This is a genomic window from Ureibacillus thermosphaericus (assembly GCF_012396605.1).
Taxonomy (GTDB): domain Bacteria; phylum Bacillota; class Bacilli; order Bacillales_A; family Planococcaceae; genus Ureibacillus; species Ureibacillus thermosphaericus.
In genome coordinates this window covers 1-17,030 of sequence record NZ_JAAXPW010000019.1, presented here as the reverse complement: position 1 = coordinate 17,030, position 17,030 = coordinate 1, and the positions used below count along the sequence as shown (strand labels likewise).

14 protein-coding genes and 1 other annotated feature are annotated in these 17,030 nt (G+C 35.4%); of the genes, 5 read left to right on the top strand and 9 right to left on the bottom strand.

The window, feature by feature from the left end:
* Positions 1–364: 364 nt before the first annotated feature.
* The 4 genes from pepF to spxA form a co-directional block, all read right to left on the bottom strand.
* Positions 365–2,170 carry an oligoendopeptidase F gene (gene pepF / locus HF990_RS08815; protein WP_168412433.1) on the bottom strand — a complete coding sequence of 602 codons (1,806 nt, stop codon included), beginning with the start codon at positions 2,168–2,170 and terminating at the stop codon, positions 365–367.
* A 45-nt stretch (positions 2,171–2,215) separates the two neighbouring features.
* Positions 2,216–3,352, bottom strand: coding sequence for a competence protein CoiA (locus HF990_RS08810; RefSeq protein WP_168412432.1), 1,137 nt, complete (start codon positions 3,350–3,352; stop codon positions 2,216–2,218).
* Between the two features lie 139 nt (positions 3,353–3,491).
* A complete protein-coding gene (mecA, locus tag HF990_RS08805; protein ID WP_016838227.1) occupies positions 3,492–4,136 on the bottom strand; it encodes an adaptor protein MecA in 645 nt (214 codons plus the stop codon).
* A gap of 393 nt (positions 4,137–4,529) precedes the next feature.
* A complete protein-coding gene (gene spxA, locus HF990_RS08800; RefSeq protein ID WP_172597913.1) occupies positions 4,530–4,925 on the bottom strand; it encodes a transcriptional regulator SpxA in 396 nt (131 codons plus the stop codon).
* 434 nt (positions 4,926–5,359) lie between these two features.
* Positions 5,360–5,572: a binding site (T-box leader), on the top strand.
* 56 nt (positions 5,573–5,628) lie between these two features.
* Between spxA and trpS the strand changes: the two genes are divergently transcribed.
* Positions 5,629–6,624, top strand: coding sequence for a tryptophan--tRNA ligase (gene trpS / locus HF990_RS08795; protein WP_168412431.1), 996 nt, complete (start codon positions 5,629–5,631; stop codon positions 6,622–6,624).
* 267 nt (positions 6,625–6,891) lie between these two features.
* Here trpS and fabF read toward each other — a convergent pair whose 3' ends face one another.
* Together fabF and HF990_RS08785 are read right to left on the bottom strand one after the other, a co-directional pair.
* The gene (gene fabF, locus HF990_RS08790) at positions 6,892–8,130 is read right to left on the bottom strand and encodes a beta-ketoacyl-ACP synthase II (protein WP_096550515.1); all 1,239 of its coding nucleotides are present in this window, start codon (positions 8,128–8,130) and stop codon (positions 6,892–6,894) included.
* A 67-nt stretch (positions 8,131–8,197) separates the two neighbouring features.
* On the bottom strand, positions 8,198–9,136 hold the full coding sequence (locus tag HF990_RS08785) for a beta-ketoacyl-ACP synthase III (RefSeq protein WP_016838219.1): 939 nt from the start codon (positions 9,134–9,136) through the stop codon (positions 8,198–8,200).
* Positions 9,137–9,326: 190 nt separating this feature from the next.
* Here HF990_RS08785 and HF990_RS08780 point away from each other — a divergent pair, with 190 nt between their 5' ends.
* On the top strand, positions 9,327–9,527 hold the full coding sequence (locus tag HF990_RS08780; protein ID WP_016838218.1) for a DUF2929 family protein: 201 nt from the start codon (positions 9,327–9,329) through the stop codon (positions 9,525–9,527).
* A gap of 771 nt (positions 9,528–10,298) precedes the next feature.
* Here the strand turns inward: HF990_RS08780 and HF990_RS08775 are convergent.
* The gene (locus HF990_RS08775) at positions 10,299–12,434 is read right to left on the bottom strand and encodes an ATP-dependent Clp protease ATP-binding subunit (RefSeq protein ID WP_016838217.1); all 2,136 of its coding nucleotides are present in this window, start codon (positions 12,432–12,434) and stop codon (positions 10,299–10,301) included.
* 184 nt (positions 12,435–12,618) lie between these two features.
* Between HF990_RS08775 and HF990_RS08770 the strand changes: the two genes are divergently transcribed.
* Positions 12,619–13,326 (top strand): Crp/Fnr family transcriptional regulator, encoded by a 708-nt coding sequence (locus HF990_RS08770; RefSeq protein ID WP_408056483.1) that lies wholly within the window; start codon positions 12,619–12,621, stop codon positions 13,324–13,326.
* 549 nt (positions 13,327–13,875) lie between these two features.
* Here HF990_RS08770 and HF990_RS08765 read toward each other — a convergent pair.
* Positions 13,876–14,190, bottom strand: a complete 315-nt coding sequence (locus HF990_RS08765; protein ID WP_016838215.1) for a metal-sulfur cluster assembly factor — start codon at positions 14,188–14,190, stop codon at positions 13,876–13,878.
* Between the two features lie 76 nt (positions 14,191–14,266).
* Positions 14,267–15,028, bottom strand: a complete 762-nt coding sequence (locus HF990_RS08760) for an alpha/beta fold hydrolase (protein ID WP_168412430.1) — start codon at positions 15,026–15,028, stop codon at positions 14,267–14,269.
* Positions 15,029–15,146: 118 nt separating this feature from the next.
* Here HF990_RS08760 and HF990_RS08755 point away from each other — a divergent pair, with 118 nt between their 5' ends.
* Positions 15,147–15,956, top strand: coding sequence for a Cof-type HAD-IIB family hydrolase (locus HF990_RS08755; RefSeq protein ID WP_168412429.1), 810 nt, complete (start codon positions 15,147–15,149; stop codon positions 15,954–15,956).
* A 94-nt stretch (positions 15,957–16,050) separates the two neighbouring features.
* A complete protein-coding gene (locus tag HF990_RS08750) occupies positions 16,051–16,923 on the top strand; it encodes a DegV family protein (protein ID WP_168412428.1) in 873 nt (290 codons plus the stop codon).
* The last annotated feature ends 107 nt before the right edge of the window (positions 16,924–17,030 follow it).

Sequence of the window (17,030 nt, the reverse complement as noted above, 5' to 3'; positions counted from 1 at the left end):
AAATGTTCACGTTCAAACAAAGGGGTGTATGTTTGATATGTGATTTATTTCACGTTTTTAATTTATCATGGAATAATAATTTGTGCAATAAAGTTTAATGGAATTTCACAAATTCGACATAATGTAAACACTTTCATGAAACTTGTAAAAATTATTGAAAAATTAGGAACAATCAAGATTGTAAAAGCTATATATGTACTTCAAAAAACGTTCACATTCTCTAAATAAAATCGTCAAAAAAAATTATACATTAAAAACTTTTATTTCAAGAAAAAAAAGCTTCAAAAGAGATTTTATTAACTCTTTTGAAGCTTTTTTACTAACTTTAATGTGTATTTTACCGTATGAGTTATACAGTAATTCACTATTTCAATAACAGTGATTCTAATTGATTGAGTTTTTCTTCAAATACTTTGCAAGCTTGAGCGATTGGTTCTCTTGATTCCATATCTACACCAGCTTTTCGCAATACTTCAATTGGGAAATCAGAACATCCCGCTTTTAAGAAGTTGTTAATATAGCGATCTACTGCAGGACGTCCTTCTTCTAAAATTTGACGGCTTAAAGCAACTGCTGCACTTTGCCCTGTTGCATATTGATATACATAGTAATTGTAATAGAAGTGTGGTATTCTCGCCCATTCCAAGCCAATTTCTTCATCTACCGTCATTTCATCACCGAAATATTGTTTATTTAAATCATAATAAATTTCTGTAAGATGTTCAGCAGTAAGCGCCTCACCATTTCGATCCATTTCATGAATCATATGTTCAAATTCAGCAAACATTGTTTGGCGATAAACCGTACTTCTGAAACTATCGAGCCAATGATTGAGTAAGTAAACTTTCACTTGTTTATCTTCCGTCGTTTTTAATAAATAATCGAATAAAAGCTCCTCGTTACATGTAGAAGCTACTTCCGCCACGAAAATGGAGTAATCCGCATAAGGATACGGTTGATTTTTCCGAGTATAGTAACTATGCATACTATGTCCAAATTCATGGGCTAACGTAAATAAATTATCAATATTATTTTGCCAGTTCATTAATACGTACGGATTCGTGCCGTATGTCCCTGAAGAATATGCTCCGCTTCGTTTTCCTTTATTCTCCATTACATCTACCCAGCGGCTATTTAATCCTTCTTGGACGATAGTTTGATATTCTTCCCCTAATGGAGCAAAGCTTTTCACCATAATATCTTTTGCTTTTTCATAAGGCATATCCATTTTCACTTTTTTCACAAGAGGTACGAATAAATCATACATGTGCAATTCATCCACATCGAGCACTTTTTTACGCAATGATACATAGCGGTGAAGTGCTGGTAAGTATTCGTGTATCGTTTCAATTAATTGATCATAGACCTTTTCAGGTATATGGTTGCCTGCTAATGCGCGATGACGAGCAGAATCGTAGTTCCGGATTCTTGCATAAACATTATGTGATTTTACGTTGCCTGCTAATGTGGAAGCAAAAGTATTAATATACTTGCCGTACGTATCATACATCGCTTTAAAAGCATTTTTTCTTACTTCACGATCTTCACTTTCTAAAAATGTGATGTAGTTTCCATGAGTCAGTTGTACTTCTTCGCCATCTTCATTCTTGATAGTTGGAAACTCTAAATCTGCATTATTCAAAGCGCTGAAAGTAGTACCCGGAGAGCTTGTCACTTCTGAAAATTGTGCTAATATAGCTTCTTTATCGGCCGATAATACATGTGGGCGCTGTAAATTTAATTCTTTAAACATTTGCTCATATAGACGCAACGGTTCGTATTCTTCTAAATATTGTTGTATTTGTTCTTCCGATAAAGTTAAAATTTCAGGAGTTAAGAAAGACCATGCCGCATTAATCTTTGCTCCTAGAGAACGTGCACGGCTTTCCATCCCTTGATATTTGCTTTTCGTCGTATCTTCATCGTGTTTCAAATGACTATATACGTATAAATTCCCGAAGCGCTCAGAAATTTTGTCGCTAAATTGCAATGTTTCATATAAACTTTTTGCGCTTTCTGTTGCTTTCCCTTTATACTTTTCTGCTTCTGAAATTAATTGCTCAATCTGTTTAAATTCTTCCTCCCATGCCTCGTCTGAAGGGAAAATTGTTGATAAATCCCAAGTCAATTCGACAGGCACTTCATCACGTGTTAATAATTTTTTTGCCATGTCAATGCCCCCGTAATGATAAATTTTTTTCACAATCATATTTTCTCAATATTTTCCTCTTGTTGCAAGAAATTGCCTATATAGCAATTCCTCTAATTGTTCTTCCTTCACTGTGCTCATCATATCTTCCACAGACAAATCTTTGAGAAGTTCTACATATCGATTAACAACTTGTATAGCCTCACTCGTACATGCCCGCTTTGACCATCGTAAAAAGTCAATTATTACTTTTTGATTGATTGCATGTACCTTAATTCCCAATAAATGAATAAAATACATTAGTTCAGTTTGCCATTCTATTGCACATACATGAAATGCTTCATTTCCGCAAATAGGAATCCCTAAAAATATTGGAAATTGATAAAGGTCTATTCGCAGCTCATAAACACTTCTCAAAAATAAATCATTTACACCTTTTCGGCTAAATAATACCCTTGATTTTAAAAATTGATTGATAAAATTATGGTATGCATTTAATACATTGGAAAATTCCTTTTCTGTAAAAGGCCTCGGTATATAAAATGGGAATTTTTGTTTTAATAGTGGGAGAGGACTAATTTTTGATAAATAACTAATTCCCTTTAAATGAATGAGGTTAGATATATACAAAAATTGCTTTGTATTTGGATTATATGTCATTAAATATTTTGCTTTCTTTTCGCTAGTAATAAATTGTTGGAGTTGATGGGGAAGGGTAATTTTTTGTAAGCCATTTTCTTTTATTTTTTGAACAGGAGTCAATGCAATCCAAATAGGTTGGATATTTTTTTGATTGTAACCGCTATTTCGCTCAAGAAATCGTTGATGCTTTATTGGACTACATTGGAATTCGATTGCATACTGATATCCATTTAAATTTATTAGCAGATCTGGTCGTTGATTTAGTTCAGCTATATAAGGCTCTAGCAATACGGGAATTTGAAGATATCGAAAAAGTTGAAACAGCTGTTCTTTTCCTTGGAGATGTTGTATTGTTTCACCTTCAGAAAAATAAGACTCGCAATGACTTATTGAAATGTGAGCAAAGTGAGGCATTTTAACGGTTCCAATTTTCAATTGGAGTTTTTCACCACATTGTGGGCAATAGAATTGTCTTTCTTCTCTAAGGCGTTTTAATGTTGTATGAGGAATTGTGGAATCAATCACAAATCGTTCTTGATTTTCTGTAATTGCTACAAGCACAAAACCCCCCCTTTTCACACCATTTTATGGTAGAATTTTAGGATTGACAAGAGCATACAAAAAGATATATTTTTCAAGGGGGAGATTAACTGAAATTCAAAATATTAACATAAAAAAAAGTGCCTACACCTAGGCACATTTAATTAAAGTAATGAACAATTGTTTCCAAGCAATCTTCTTCCATGATCGCTGTACCGTACTCTTTTAAACGATATATTGTCATTTTTGAACTTGTTAAATATTCATTTAAAATCGAGCGTATATTTTGACGAGTTGCACTATCATTCACACCAGCAAAATCGATGGCAATATAGTAATAATTTTCATATTTATATAAAGAAGTGTGCAAGCCGTACTCCACTAATCGATTTGCTACTGGAATAATTTCGTCGATATCCTTGAATTTATATAATGACATGTTCGCAATTCCTTCATGATTTAACACATCATCATCTTCGAAGGGATTGAACGGGTCTTTATGGTTAACTGTAGCTTCATGATGTTCATCAAAATTAGAGAACAGAGAGCTTGGATCTGAATCATTTACATTGGCACGTGTGACGATTACTTCTAAACCTTGTTCTGAAGCATTCACGTGTATCCAAATTGGGCCATCTAAATCGAAATATTCTTCTGTGTTAATTTCACCAATCATATCCCAAAATAACTCTTCGCCTTTTGCTCTGTTATACCATATTTCTTCACGGCTATAACCGCGATCCTCAATATCACGATATGTGATAAAGAGCTTTATTGTATTTTCATTTACGCGTTCGATGTCCATGAGACTTCAACTCCCTTCACAGTCATTGGTTGAAAAACCGAAAGCGTGTACTTAGTATGTTTGAATCGGAGTAAAATACACCCCAATTCTTTAGTGCCTTTCCCCTTTACTTCCTTTGGTATACAGAACAAAACGCTTAATGAATATTTATGTTTCATTCTATGATTCTATTGTATGATGAACTAATAGAAAATGAAAAGGAAAAACACCCTTCAAATAAAATTATTTGAATTATTCAAAATTGTAGATGACAATATCAATTAAATCAAGTATTAAGTGAAAAAAGGATGAATTTTCTTTATGAAGGAATTCATAATAAAAATGCAATAAAAAAAGCGTAAACAAGTCAAACAAACGTTGACTGAATTTACACTTTTTCACTACATTATATGATTAATTGACCATTTTTTGGGCTTCCATTAATTGATAAGCACGTACTTTTCGAGGTAAAAATCGACGGATTTCATCTTCATTGTAACCAACTTGCAGACGCTTCTCATCTAAAATAATTGGTCTTCGGAGTAATCCTGGATGCTCTTGGATTAATTCATATAATTTTTGTAAAGGTAAACTTTCCACATCAACGTTTAACTTTTGGAATACTTTAGAGCGTGTAGAAATAATTTCGTCAGTTCCATCCTCTGTCATTCGTAATATTTCTTTAATTTCACTAATTGTTAGCGGTTCTGAAAAAATATTTCGTTCTCTATATGGAATATCATGTTGCTCTAGCCAAGCTTTCGCTTTTCTACATGATGTACAACTAGGTGATGTAAATAATGTTACAATCATTGTTACACTTCCCTTCTATATATAAATCAAAGGCATCTATGCTTTATTATTTATTTAGAATTAATATCATTTTAAATTCTGTATCAATTATACAACATTCTTTTTCTTTTGAATATAGGATAATTGAAAAATTCACATATTCATATGATAAATTTAAAAAAACATTCGTGAATCTTAGCTTTTTTTCACAATTAACATAAAATTTCCTACTAAAGTTGTATTTTCTCCCCTCCTTTATCTTCCAATTCATTTTCTCAATTAGATAACGACAATCGAGAATTTCTATATTTATTAATAAAATTTCCTTACATTTTCCTACTACCATACTACCCAAATCTTTTTCATCTCATTCCAAAATGAAAAATTTTTCACGTTTGATTTTTCCTTTGAATTACTTTATAATTCACTCATAATTTACCGAATATATACATTGAACAACGATGACGAAGAGTAGTACATTTGATTTCTGCGTTTAGAGAGTCTGTGGTAGGTGAAAACAGATCGCAGAGCAAATGGAATGGACTTTCGAGTTGGCTTTACGAAAGTGAGTAGTAAAGCTCGTACACTTCACGTTACGAAGAATCGAGAGTGGCCGTTTAAGGCAAACTGGGTGGTACCGCGGATATACATCATTCGTCCCAATACAATTTGTATTGGTCGTTTGATGTTTTTTTATGGATAAAAATAGGAGGTAGTGTTAATGAAGACTATTTTTTCAGGAGTACAACCAACTGGAGTTATTACATTGGGGAACTATATCGGAGCATTTATGCAATTCCCTGCACTTCAAGATGAAGGAAATGCCATTTACTGTATAGTAGACCAACATGCCATTACCGTTCCACAAGATCCAAAAGAATTGCGACAAAACATTCGCACCCTTGCTGCTACATATCTTGCAACGGGCATTGATCCGAAAAAAGCAACGTTATTTATTCAATCGGAAGTACCTGCTCATACAAAAGCTGGCTGGATGTTACAATGTATTTCATCCATTGGTGAGCTCGAAAGAATGACTCAATTTAAAGATAAATCAGCAAAGGAAGGAAAAGAATTCGTTTCTGTTGGTCTATTAACTTATCCACCGTTAATGGCTGCTGATATCCTATTATATAATACGGATATCGTTCCTGTTGGAGAAGACCAAAAACAACATATTGAATTGACTCGTGATTTGGCAGAACGATTCAATAAACGATATGGTGAAGTATTTAAAATTCCAGAAATTCAATTACCAAAAGCAGGAGCTCGCATTAAGTCATTGCAAGACCCGACGAAAAAAATGAGCAAGTCCGACCCAAATACAAAAGCGACAATTCGCTTATTAGATACACCTAAAGAAATCATGAAAAAAATTAAATCAGCCGTTACAGATTCAGATGGTGTTGTCGCTTTCGACGAAGAAAAGAAACCAGGTATCTCCAACTTACTTACAATTGAAGCAGCAGTAACAAATAAATCCATTGATGAGGTTGTAAAAAAATACGAAGGCCTTGGATACGGTGCCTTTAAAGAAGGAATTGCTACTTGCTTAATTGAACATTTAACGCCCATTCAAGAACGATTCAACGAACTTATCGATTCAGAAGAATTAGATAAAATCTTAGATGAAGGTGCAGAAAAAGCCAATGCCATTGCAAACGAAACCGTTAAGAAAATGGAAATCGCGATGGGAATAGGTCGAATATCACGATAAATAATATTACTAATGATATGATCATTAAATACAATTCAGGAGAACCTAAAATATAAAAAAAGACTGCGCGCCAAGAATAACCAAGCGTCCGATAGTTTAAGTATAAAAGAAGATTGCTTACCGAAATAACGCAAATGCCATAGCTGAATAAAAACAGCATAAATCGAAATATCAAGCCACCATCCTTTACTACTCTTATTATTCATCAAATGAAGTAAAAATGCGTTTAGCTTTGAGCTAAACGCATTTTACTTATCGACAATTTTTTTATTCTTCTATTTTTTTGAATACAAGGCTTGCATTATGTCCACCAAATCCTAAGGAATTGCTCATAGCATATTGAATATCTGCTTTACGAGCTTCATTTGGTACATAATCAAGGTCACACTCAGGATCTGGATTATGCAAGTTAATTGTAGGTGGTAAAATTCCTTCTTTTAATGCTAATGCTGTAAAGATTGCTTCAATACCACCCGCTGCACCAAGCAAGTGACCTGTCATGGATTTTGTTGAACTCATAGCTAATTTATATGCATGGTCTCCAAAGACAGTTTTGACAGCCATTGTTTCATATAAGTCATTGTATGGTGTACTTGTTCCATGAGCATTGATATATCCTATTTCTGTAGGATCAATACCCGCATCTTCAATAGCTTGCTGGATAGCGCGGGCAGCACCTTCACCATTTGGCGCTGGAGCTGTAATATGATAAGCATCACCAGTTGCACCGTATCCAACGATTTCCGCATAAATTTTTGCACCGCGAGCTTTTGCATGTTCATACTCTTCTAATACAAGAATACCTGCACCTTCACCCATAACAAATCCATCGCGTTCTTTATCGAATGGACGGGATGCCGTAGCTGGATCTGTGTTTAGCGAAAGCGCAGTGCTTGAACAGAATCCAGCAACAGCCATTTTTACGATTGGAGCTTCCGTTCCTCCCGTAATCATGACATCTGCATCGCCGCGCTGAATCACTTTAAAAGCATCACCAATAGAGTTTGTTCCAGAAGCACATGCAGTTACAGTACAAGCATTTGGACCTTTTGCTCCTAAATAAATCGAAACTTGCCCACTTGCCATATCTGGAATCATCATTGGAACGAAAAATGGACTTACTCGGCGGGCACCACGTTTTTGGAACACTTCAAATTGTTGTTCATACGTTTCCATCCCACCGATTCCAGAACCAATCCAAACACCAACGCGGTTAGCATTTTCTTCATTAATTACTAAATCTGCATCTTTTACTGCCATCAATGCAGAAGCAAGCGCGTAATGAGTGAAACGGTCCATCTTTCTTGCTTCTTTTCGATCAATATATTGTTCAATATCAAAATCTTTTACTTCAGCAGCAACTTTAGCTGGGAATAATTCTGCATCGACTCTTGTTAACGGCCCAATGCCGGATTTCCCTTCTTTAATTGCTGACCAGGTTTCATCTACTGTATTACCTAGTGGTGTAACAGCACCTATACCGGTAATCACTACTCTCCTTTTCATGTATCTCTAGTACCCCCTTAGGATTTACTATACTTATAAATTACTATAACTGGAATATGAAAATCTATTATTTTCCCCATTTTATTACGGCGCCGCCCCAAGTGAGTCCTCCACCAAATCCAACTAAAACGACTATATCATCATCTTTAATTTTTCCTTCATCAAGTTCATCTTTTAAAGCAAGACCGATTGAAGAAGATGATGTGTTACCGTATTTATGGATGCGTTTTGATAGTTTATCTTCATCTAGCTCTAATCTTTCTCTTGCTGCTTCCATAATGCGAATGTTTGCTTGATGCGGAACTAAGAAGTCAACATCTTCTTTTGATAATCCAGCCTTTTCAATAACGGATAATGCTGTTGCCCCCATTTGACGCACAGCAAATTTAAATACTTCACGTCCGTTCATATAGATGAAATCTTCGTCGTTCATCTTCAAATATTTTCCGCCAGTTCCATCTGCCCCTAATTCAAATGCTAAAATTCCTCTGCCCTCTGATACTTTACCAACAACTGCAGCGCTTGCTCCATCACCAAATAGTACAGCAGTATTCCGATCTTTCCAATCCGTAATTTTTGATAATTTTTCTGCACCAACAACTAAAACGTAATCATAACTGTTGCTTTCCACATACAATTTCGCTGTTGCAAGAGCATAAATAAAACCAGAGCAGGCAGCTGAAATGTCCATTGCAGCCGCATTGCTAGCTCCTAATCGTTCTTGCAATTGACAAGCAACACTTGGAAAAGCACGGTCCGGAGTAACGGTTGCTACTAAAATCAATCCAATTTGTTCAGGTGAAATCCCAGAGTTTTCAAGAGCTTCTTTTGCCGCTTCAAATGCCATATCTGAGGAATCTTCATCTTCACGAGCAATTCTTCTTTCTTGAATTCCTGTACGCGTACGAATCCATTCATCATTTGTATCTAAAATTTTCTCTAAATCAAAATTCGTTACAATCTTTTCAGGAACATATTTTCCTAATCCTAGAATTCCTGCATTCATGGTATTTAACCCCCAATTTAATACTTACGATTAGTAGTTGGTCTTAATTATAGACCATGATAATGAAATTCACAACAGAAAAATTTGTTTGTACGAAAAGTTTATTGTTCATTTTTGTCGTACTATGTTATGATTATTAAGATGAGCAAAGTATATACTAGTAATTAAAGTTCGATAGAGGTGAAACGAAATGCAATATATTATGTCATTCATTTGGGGAATTTTGTTAATTTCTATGTTAAGCTACGTAGTTGGTTCTATTTTAGGAATTACAGTTTTTGACTTTGTTACAACTTTAGTAGTTGCTGTTATTTTCACAGTACTCGTTTGGGTTGTAGCTGCGATTATTCCTAGCGAATCTCCAAAAGAACTTAAAGCAGATCAACAATAATCTATTCAACAGCTTTGACAAGTACAAAAAAATTAACGAATGGGACTCCTAACTTTCCCATTCGTTTTTTATTTTTCTAACTATTAATTTATGCAATTATCGGTATAGGTATTCGCTTGAACATAATAGCCAAGGAATAGATAAACAGGTGGATACTTCCAAGATTTGAGAATATTAGTCAATATCGAACTCATAATAGTCAACCTGAAGTGGATATTAGACATTCTATGGAACTTATTAGTCAAACAATCAAAATGAGAGGCTGCGATTTACTTTATTAGTCAAAATCGAACTGATAATAGTCAACTTGGGGAAGATATTAGTCATTCTTTGGAACTTATTAGCCAAGCAAACAAAATGGGGGGACAGAGATTTACTTTATTAGTCAAAATTGAACTGATATTAGTCAACCTAAGGAAGATATTAGTCAATCTGTAGAATTTATTAGCCAAGCAAACAAAATGGGAGAACTGTGATTTGCTTTATTAGTCAAAATCGAACTGATATTAGTCAACCTCAGGAAGATATTAGTCAAACTTAAGAACTTATTAGCCAAGCAAATAAAATGAGGGAACTATGATTTGCTTTATTAACCAACTCGAACTGATATTAGTCAACCTGAGGAAGATATTAGTCAAACTTAAGAACTTATTAGCCAAACAATCAAAATGAGAAGCTTAGATTTGCTTTATTAATCAAAATCCATTTTATTTTCGCCTATTTTAAAAAAACGGCTGAGCAAAAAGAGCTCTAGCCGTTTTCACACGTACTTTATTCACCTTTTGCTACTACTAATTGACCTTCTAGTAATGAAACCCTCATCATCTCGCCTGGAAGAATTTCTCCCTTTAACAACTCTCTTGCCACAGCCGTTTCAACATGTCGTTGCACAAATCGTTTTAATGGTCTTGCACCAAATTGTGGGTCAATACCGTTTTCTACAACCCAATTTACCACTTCATCATCCACGATTAGCGTAATTTCATTTTCAGCTACTCGTTGTTGCAATTGTTTAATGTATTTCCAGGCGATTGTAGTAAAGTGTTCATCCGTCAATGCATGGAATAAAATAATATCGTCTATCCGGTTTAACAATTCTGGCTTGAAATGTTTTCGAAGTTCTCTCATTACAACATTTTCAACCTCTTCGTCAACATGAGAGCCTGCTTCCAATAAATACTGAGAACCTATATTGGATGTCATAATGATAACCGTATTCGTAAAGTTTACAAGACGCCCTTGGCTATCCGTAATCCGACCATCATCTAAAATTTGAAGCAAAATATTCGCCACATCTGGATGGGCTTTTTCAATTTCATCTAATAAAATAACAGAATATGGATTGCGACGTACCGCTTCTGTCAATTGTCCGCCCTCTTCATAGCCAACATACCCTGGAGGTGCACCAACTAATCGTGATACACTATGTTTTTCCATATATTCGCTCATATCAATGCGAATAAAATGATCTTCTGAATCAAATAATTGTGCGGCCAATGCTTTTGCAAGCTCCGTTTTCCCTACTCCAGTTGGACCAAGGAAAATGAAGGAACCGATTGGACGGTAAGGATCTTTAATGCCAGCACGTGCACGCCATACAGCTTCTGTTACGAGTTTCACCGCTTCATCTTGACCAACGACTCTTTCATGGAGAGTATCTTTTAAACGCAATAATTTTTCCCGTTCACCTTCCACTAATTTTGTAACTGGAATTCCAGTCCATCGAGAAACAATTGTTGCAATTTCTTCTGCTGTAACTTCTTCTCTTAAAATCCGATTTTCTGAAGCATTGGCTAAAGTTTTTTCTAATTGTTTGATTTCTTTTTCCACAGCAGGAATTTTTCCGTATTGGAGTTCCGCCAATTTATTCAAATCTTGCCTGCTCTGTGCATCTTCAAACTGACGGCGGTACTCATCCAATAATGCCCTTTTTGTTTGCAGTTGCTCCAAACCTTCTTTTTCGAATTGCCATTTCTTTTTTAATTCTTTTTGTTCATCTTTTAGTTGTTGTAATTCTATTCTAAGGGCTTCTAAACGTTTTTTACTCGCCTCGTCCTTTTCTTTCATTAACGCCTGCTCTTCTATTTCCAGTTGCATCACGCGGCGAGTCACATCATCCAATTCTTGGGGCATGGAATCGATTTCTGTACGAATCATTGCGCAAGCTTCATCAATTAAATCAATGGCTTTGTCCGGTAAAAAGCGATCTGTAATATAGCGATTTGAAAGTTGAGAAGCAGCTATTATCGCACGGTCATGAATTCTTACTCCATGATGCAATTCAAAACGTTCTTTTAAGCCCCTCAATATCGAAATCGTATCTTCAACAGAAGGTTCTCTCACCATCACTTGTTGAAATCTTCGTTCTAAAGCTGGATCTTTTTCAATATATTTACGATATTCATCTAACGTAGTCGCCCCGATACAATGAAGTTCACCACGAGCAAGCATTGGCTTCAAAATATTCCCAGCATCCATTGAACCTTCTGCTTTACCTGCACCAACAATCGTATGAATCTCATCAATAAATAAAATGATGCGCCCATCTGATTCCCGAATTTCTTTTAACACGCTTTTTAAACGTTCCTCAAATTGACCACGGAAACTAGCACCAGCAATTAATGAACTCATATCTAATTCCCAAAGAATACAATCTTTCAATCCTTCTGGCACATCTTTACGAACAATTCGTTGAGCCAACCCTTCAACGATTGCGGTTTTCCCAACGCCAGGTTCTCCAATTAACACTGGATTATTTTTCGTTTTTCTGGATAAAATACGAATCACATTTCGAATTTCTTCGTCGCGGCCAATAACAGGATCAATTTTCCCTTTTTTTACTTCTTCATTTAAATTGCGTCCAAATTTTTCTAATGCACTTCGATTATCTTCCTGTTGTAATTGCATCCAATCACCTTCTTATATGTTTGACCTTCTTTGACTAACTTGATTATAAGATTACGATTATGGAAATGCAAAAAATATCTCCAAAATTATTCAAAAAAAACAGTAGATTAATGTGGTATTATATATATAAGTTTAAATGTGTGTCGTTGAATGGAACCGACAAATTAACATCATTATTAAGGATGTGATGAATAGCATGGTCTTAGTCGATATGGTTCCTATGAATTTCAATTCGCTATTTGCAGAACATGGTCTGTTATTGAAAATAGATAAAGGAAATCAAATCTTCCAGGAAGGTGAAAATGCAGAAGAACTTTATCTTATTCAAAAAGGAGCCGTACAATTAAGCAAAGAAACAGAAAGCGGTAAAGAATTGACTCTAAGAATTTGCGGTCCTAACTCCATGATCGGTGAATGTTCTGTTTTTGGTCCTCCTATCAATCATACAATGACTGCTAAAGCAATGATGAATACTGAACTTTTGTCCATGAAAAAAGATTCATTAGAAATGCTTTTAACTGAGCAACCGACATTAATGATTGAATATATTAAATGGCTACAAAATGAACATCTGAAAACCCAAAGTATTTTACGGGATTTAGTGATGCACGGTAAAAAAGGAGCTCTATACTCAACCCTTATTCGACTTGCCAATACTTACGGCAAATTAAATGAAAACAACGATCTTTACATTGATTTCAATTTAACGAATTCGGATCTTGCCAATCTTTGCTCCACAAGTCGAGAAATGGTGAATCGTATGCTGAATGATCTAAAAAAACAAGGAGTTATTTCATTGGATAAAAGCATCATTACCATTCACAATTTAGAGTATTTGAAGAAAGAAATATGTTGCGAAAACTGTCCGCTATCCGTTTGCCGCATCGATTAATCAAATTAGAGGGACTGTGAAATAGACAGTCCTTTTTTTATATATTTGGATAATATCCAGACAAGTTAATATCTTTTCCGCACAAGTTGATACACTATTTGCACAAGCTGAATCCTTATCTACACTAGTTGATACGCTATCCGCACGAGGCTAAAACCTATACACACAAGTAAACACTTTATCCGTACAAAGTAATTCCTCGTCCTCTCAAGTTGATACACTATCCACACAAGGTTGAATCTATACACAAATAAACACTTTATCCGCACAAAATGATTCCTCATACACACAAGCTGAATCCGTATTTATTCTAATTAATGATTATTTACACAAGTTCAAATCATATCCGCACAATTTTAATCCTTCCTACTAAGTATTAACCAATCCAAAAAAAGAGCGAATTAGAAAACCTATTGTTTTTCCAATTCGCTCTTTTTCATTTCATAAGGTGTCGGAAATGCCTAATTCGTACTCATCTTTTGATTATTAGTTTATCCAAATTATATAAAGAAATACATATATTAAATTATTATGATTGCCCCAGTTGTATTAGCGTATTCCTAGAGCCATTTTTGCGTAACGGGACATCATATCTTTATTCCACGGTGGATTCCAAACAATATTGACATCTACATCTTTTACTTCAGGCAATTCGCTTAATACCGTTTTGATTTGATCAACAATGACAGGACCAAGTGGACATCCTAGAGAAGTTAATGTCATTGTAATTTTACATACTCCTTCATCATCCATATCCACATCATATACTAAACCTAAGTTGACAATATCTATACCTAACTCAGGGTCAATAACGTTTTCCAAAGCGCCAAGAATACTTTCTTTCATATCCGCATCCATTGCCATCTCTCATTGCTCCTTTCGTCCAAAATGATAACCATTCTCAATCATCATACTATACAATCGACAAAATTACAAAAATTTAATTTCCTGTTAAATGCTTCGCGAGGAAATCAGTCACAGCTAATACACCGCTGCGATTCACTTTATGTCCTTGATTTTCATCCACTACAAAATGCAAATTCTCTTGTTGCTGATAGTATGGACGTATTGATTCATAAAAATGTAGAGCATTCTCGATTGGTACTGTTTTATCTTTTTTGCCATGCCAGAAAATCACAGGACGGTTGTTTAATTGTTCTGGTGTTTTTGTTATATCATATTCAGAAAGCATATTATGTATCTGTTCGATTTGTTCATCACTAAAAGGAAGTTTTGCTCCTAACTTTTCAAATTCTTTCAATTGGTAATCTGCAAATGCAATATATCCTGGAGCACCCATACATACCCCAGCCGCATCAATCCAATTATATTTCTTTAAACAGCCGCATGTAACAATTCCACCCATACTTGTACCCGCAATACCTACTTTCGTTGGTTGGAATCGAGACTGTATTTCATTGTATATCTTGCCAACGTCTTGTATAGAATTCACTACGATGCTCCAAAACTTTAAGTTCATTTTTTCTTCCGATATTTGCTCACTTCTTCCACCATGAAATAGAGCATCAGGCAAAATGACACGAATCCCTTTTTTCACTAATTGATAAGCATAATGTAAATTGTGCTCTTTCGCACTTAAAAAACCATGTAAAAAAATAACAATAGGTGAATACTCATTCATTTCTTCGGTATAACAATGGATGAGCGGAATATCTTCCCATAATTCATCATTTATTATCATTACATTCACTCCTCAAAGGCTATCTCTTGTTATGTTAACAAAAAATATCAATAGAGACAAAATTTTGACGTACACGTAATGTCACGATAAAATCGAAAGAACAGAAAGGGGACTTTCTATGAAACAACATTTAATTGTATTAGACTTGGATGGTACTTTATTAACGGACAATCATGTGATTTCTCCAAAAACAAAACAAATATTAATGAAAGCAAAAGAAGCTGGACATCAAATTATGATTGCCACTGGAAGACCATTCCGTGCAAGCGATATTTATTATGAAGAATTGGGATTAACTACTCCGATTGTCAATTTCAACGGAGCTTATATACACCATCCGAAAAACCCATCTTGGCAAGCAATCCATTCCCCAATTGATATGAAAGTTGTACATGATGTCATTGACTCAGTAGATAAATATCAATACGAAAACTTAATTGCTGAAGTGATTGATGATGTTTATATTCATGTGGAAGATGCAACGATGATGGATATTTTCAAAATGGGTGACCCAAAAGTAACGATTGGAAATTTACGTGGAAACTTAAGTGAGGACCCAACGAGCTTATTGATTCATGCTAATGAAAAAAATGTACCTTTAATTCGACAACACTTACAAGAAGTGCATGCTGAGCTGATTGAACATCGCCGTTGGGGAGCACCTTTTAACATTGTTGAAGTAGTTCGTAAAGGATTAAATAAAGCAGTCGGTGTTTCCCTTATCGCGAAAGATTTAAATATTCCACGGGAACGAATCATTGCCTTTGGTGACGAAGATAATGATTTAGAAATGATTGATTACGCCGGCATTGGGGTTGCAATGGGAAATGGCATCAGTGAATTAAAAAACATCGCCAATGAAGTAACAGGAACGAATAACGAAGATGGCATTGCGAACTTCTTAATTGAAAGATTAAAATTAAAATAACACATTGTTGTTTTCCACAAAAAATCAACACCCTTCTTACTAATTTTGAAGAAGGGTATTATGATTTTTTAAAGGATGGAAAGGAGAGGAAAAGATGAAACTATTTACGGATAGCGGTAGTGATTTACCTAAAGAATTCTATGAAGAACATGATGTCACATTATTCCCGCTGCGTGTTCACCTGAATAACAAAGAATATGAAGATGTCATTGGCATCGACCCTAAAGAACTATACGAGGAAATGAGAAAAGGAGTTACTCCCAAAACCTCTCAAGTATCACCAGAAGTCTTTTTAAATACTTTTGAGGAATACGCAAAAAAAGGAGGAGAAGCGATATATATCAGCTTTTCTTCCCAACTGTCCGGCACTTACAACACGGCTGTCATGATTGCCGAACAATTGCAGGAAAAGTATCCGGATTTCAAATTAAAAATCATTGATACGAAATGTGCTTCCCTTGGACAAGGCCTTGTTGTGAAAAAAGCCGTAGAATTGAGAGATGCTGGAGTCCCTTTCGATGAGCTCGTTGAAAAAGTGGAAAATTACGCAAAACATATGCAACATATTTTCACCGTGGAAAATCTGGATTACTTGGCAAGAGGCGGACGCATTTCAAAATCAAGCGCGTTTTTCGGTGGCTTATTGAGCATCAAGCCCATCCTGCATGTGGAGGACGGGAAGCTCATTCCCCTTGAAAAAATAAGGGGAAGAAAAAAAGCCCTTGCCCGGATGGTTGACATCATGGCTGAACGCGGCGGAGATTTTTCGGATAAAATCGTCGGAATCTCCCACGGGGATGATTTGGACACGGTGGAAGAAGTGAAAAAGTTGATTGAAGACAAGCTCCGTCCAAAAGGCTTTGATGTCACGATGGTGGGCGCTGTGATTGGTTCCCATTCCGGCCCTGGCACATTGGCGATCTTCTTTACGGATAAAGATTATCAAGAATCGAGTAGGAGGGAGTGATTAGCTCCCGTCCTCTCACACCACCGTACGTACGGTTCCGTATACGGCGGTTCAATTAAGATAATTGACGCAAGTTTTCATAACTTCCGTGAATAGCTTGTCTTCTT

Excerpts from the sequence above, each read along its gene's own strand:
- pepF (WP_168412433.1), bottom strand. The coding sequence starts at position 2,170 with ATGGCAAAAAAATTATTAACACGTGATGAAGTGCCTGTCGAATTGACT.
- mecA (WP_016838227.1), bottom strand. The coding sequence starts at position 4,136 with ATGGACATCGAACGCGTAAATGAAAATACAATAAAGCTCTTTATCACA.
- trpS (WP_168412431.1), top strand. The coding sequence starts at position 5,629 with ATGAAGACTATTTTTTCAGGAGTACAACCAACTGGAGTTATTACATTG.
- fabF (WP_096550515.1), bottom strand. The coding sequence starts at position 8,130 with ATGAAAAGGAGAGTAGTGATTACCGGTATAGGTGCTGTTACACCACTA.
- HF990_RS08785 (WP_016838219.1), bottom strand. The coding sequence starts at position 9,136 with ATGAATGCAGGAATTCTAGGATTAGGAAAATATGTTCCTGAAAAGATT.
- HF990_RS08780 (WP_016838218.1), top strand. The coding sequence starts at position 9,327 with ATGCAATATATTATGTCATTCATTTGGGGAATTTTGTTAATTTCTATG.
- HF990_RS08775 (WP_016838217.1), bottom strand. The coding sequence starts at position 12,434 with ATGCAATTACAACAGGAAGATAATCGAAGTGCATTAGAAAAATTTGGA.
- HF990_RS08765 (WP_016838215.1), bottom strand. The coding sequence starts at position 14,190 with ATGGCAATGGATGCGGATATGAAAGAAAGTATTCTTGGCGCTTTGGAA.
- HF990_RS08760 (WP_168412430.1), bottom strand. The coding sequence starts at position 15,028 with ATGATAATAAATGATGAATTATGGGAAGATATTCCGCTCATCCATTGT.
- HF990_RS08755 (WP_168412429.1), top strand. The coding sequence starts at position 15,147 with ATGAAACAACATTTAATTGTATTAGACTTGGATGGTACTTTATTAACG.
- HF990_RS08750 (WP_168412428.1), top strand. The coding sequence starts at position 16,051 with ATGAAACTATTTACGGATAGCGGTAGTGATTTACCTAAAGAATTCTAT.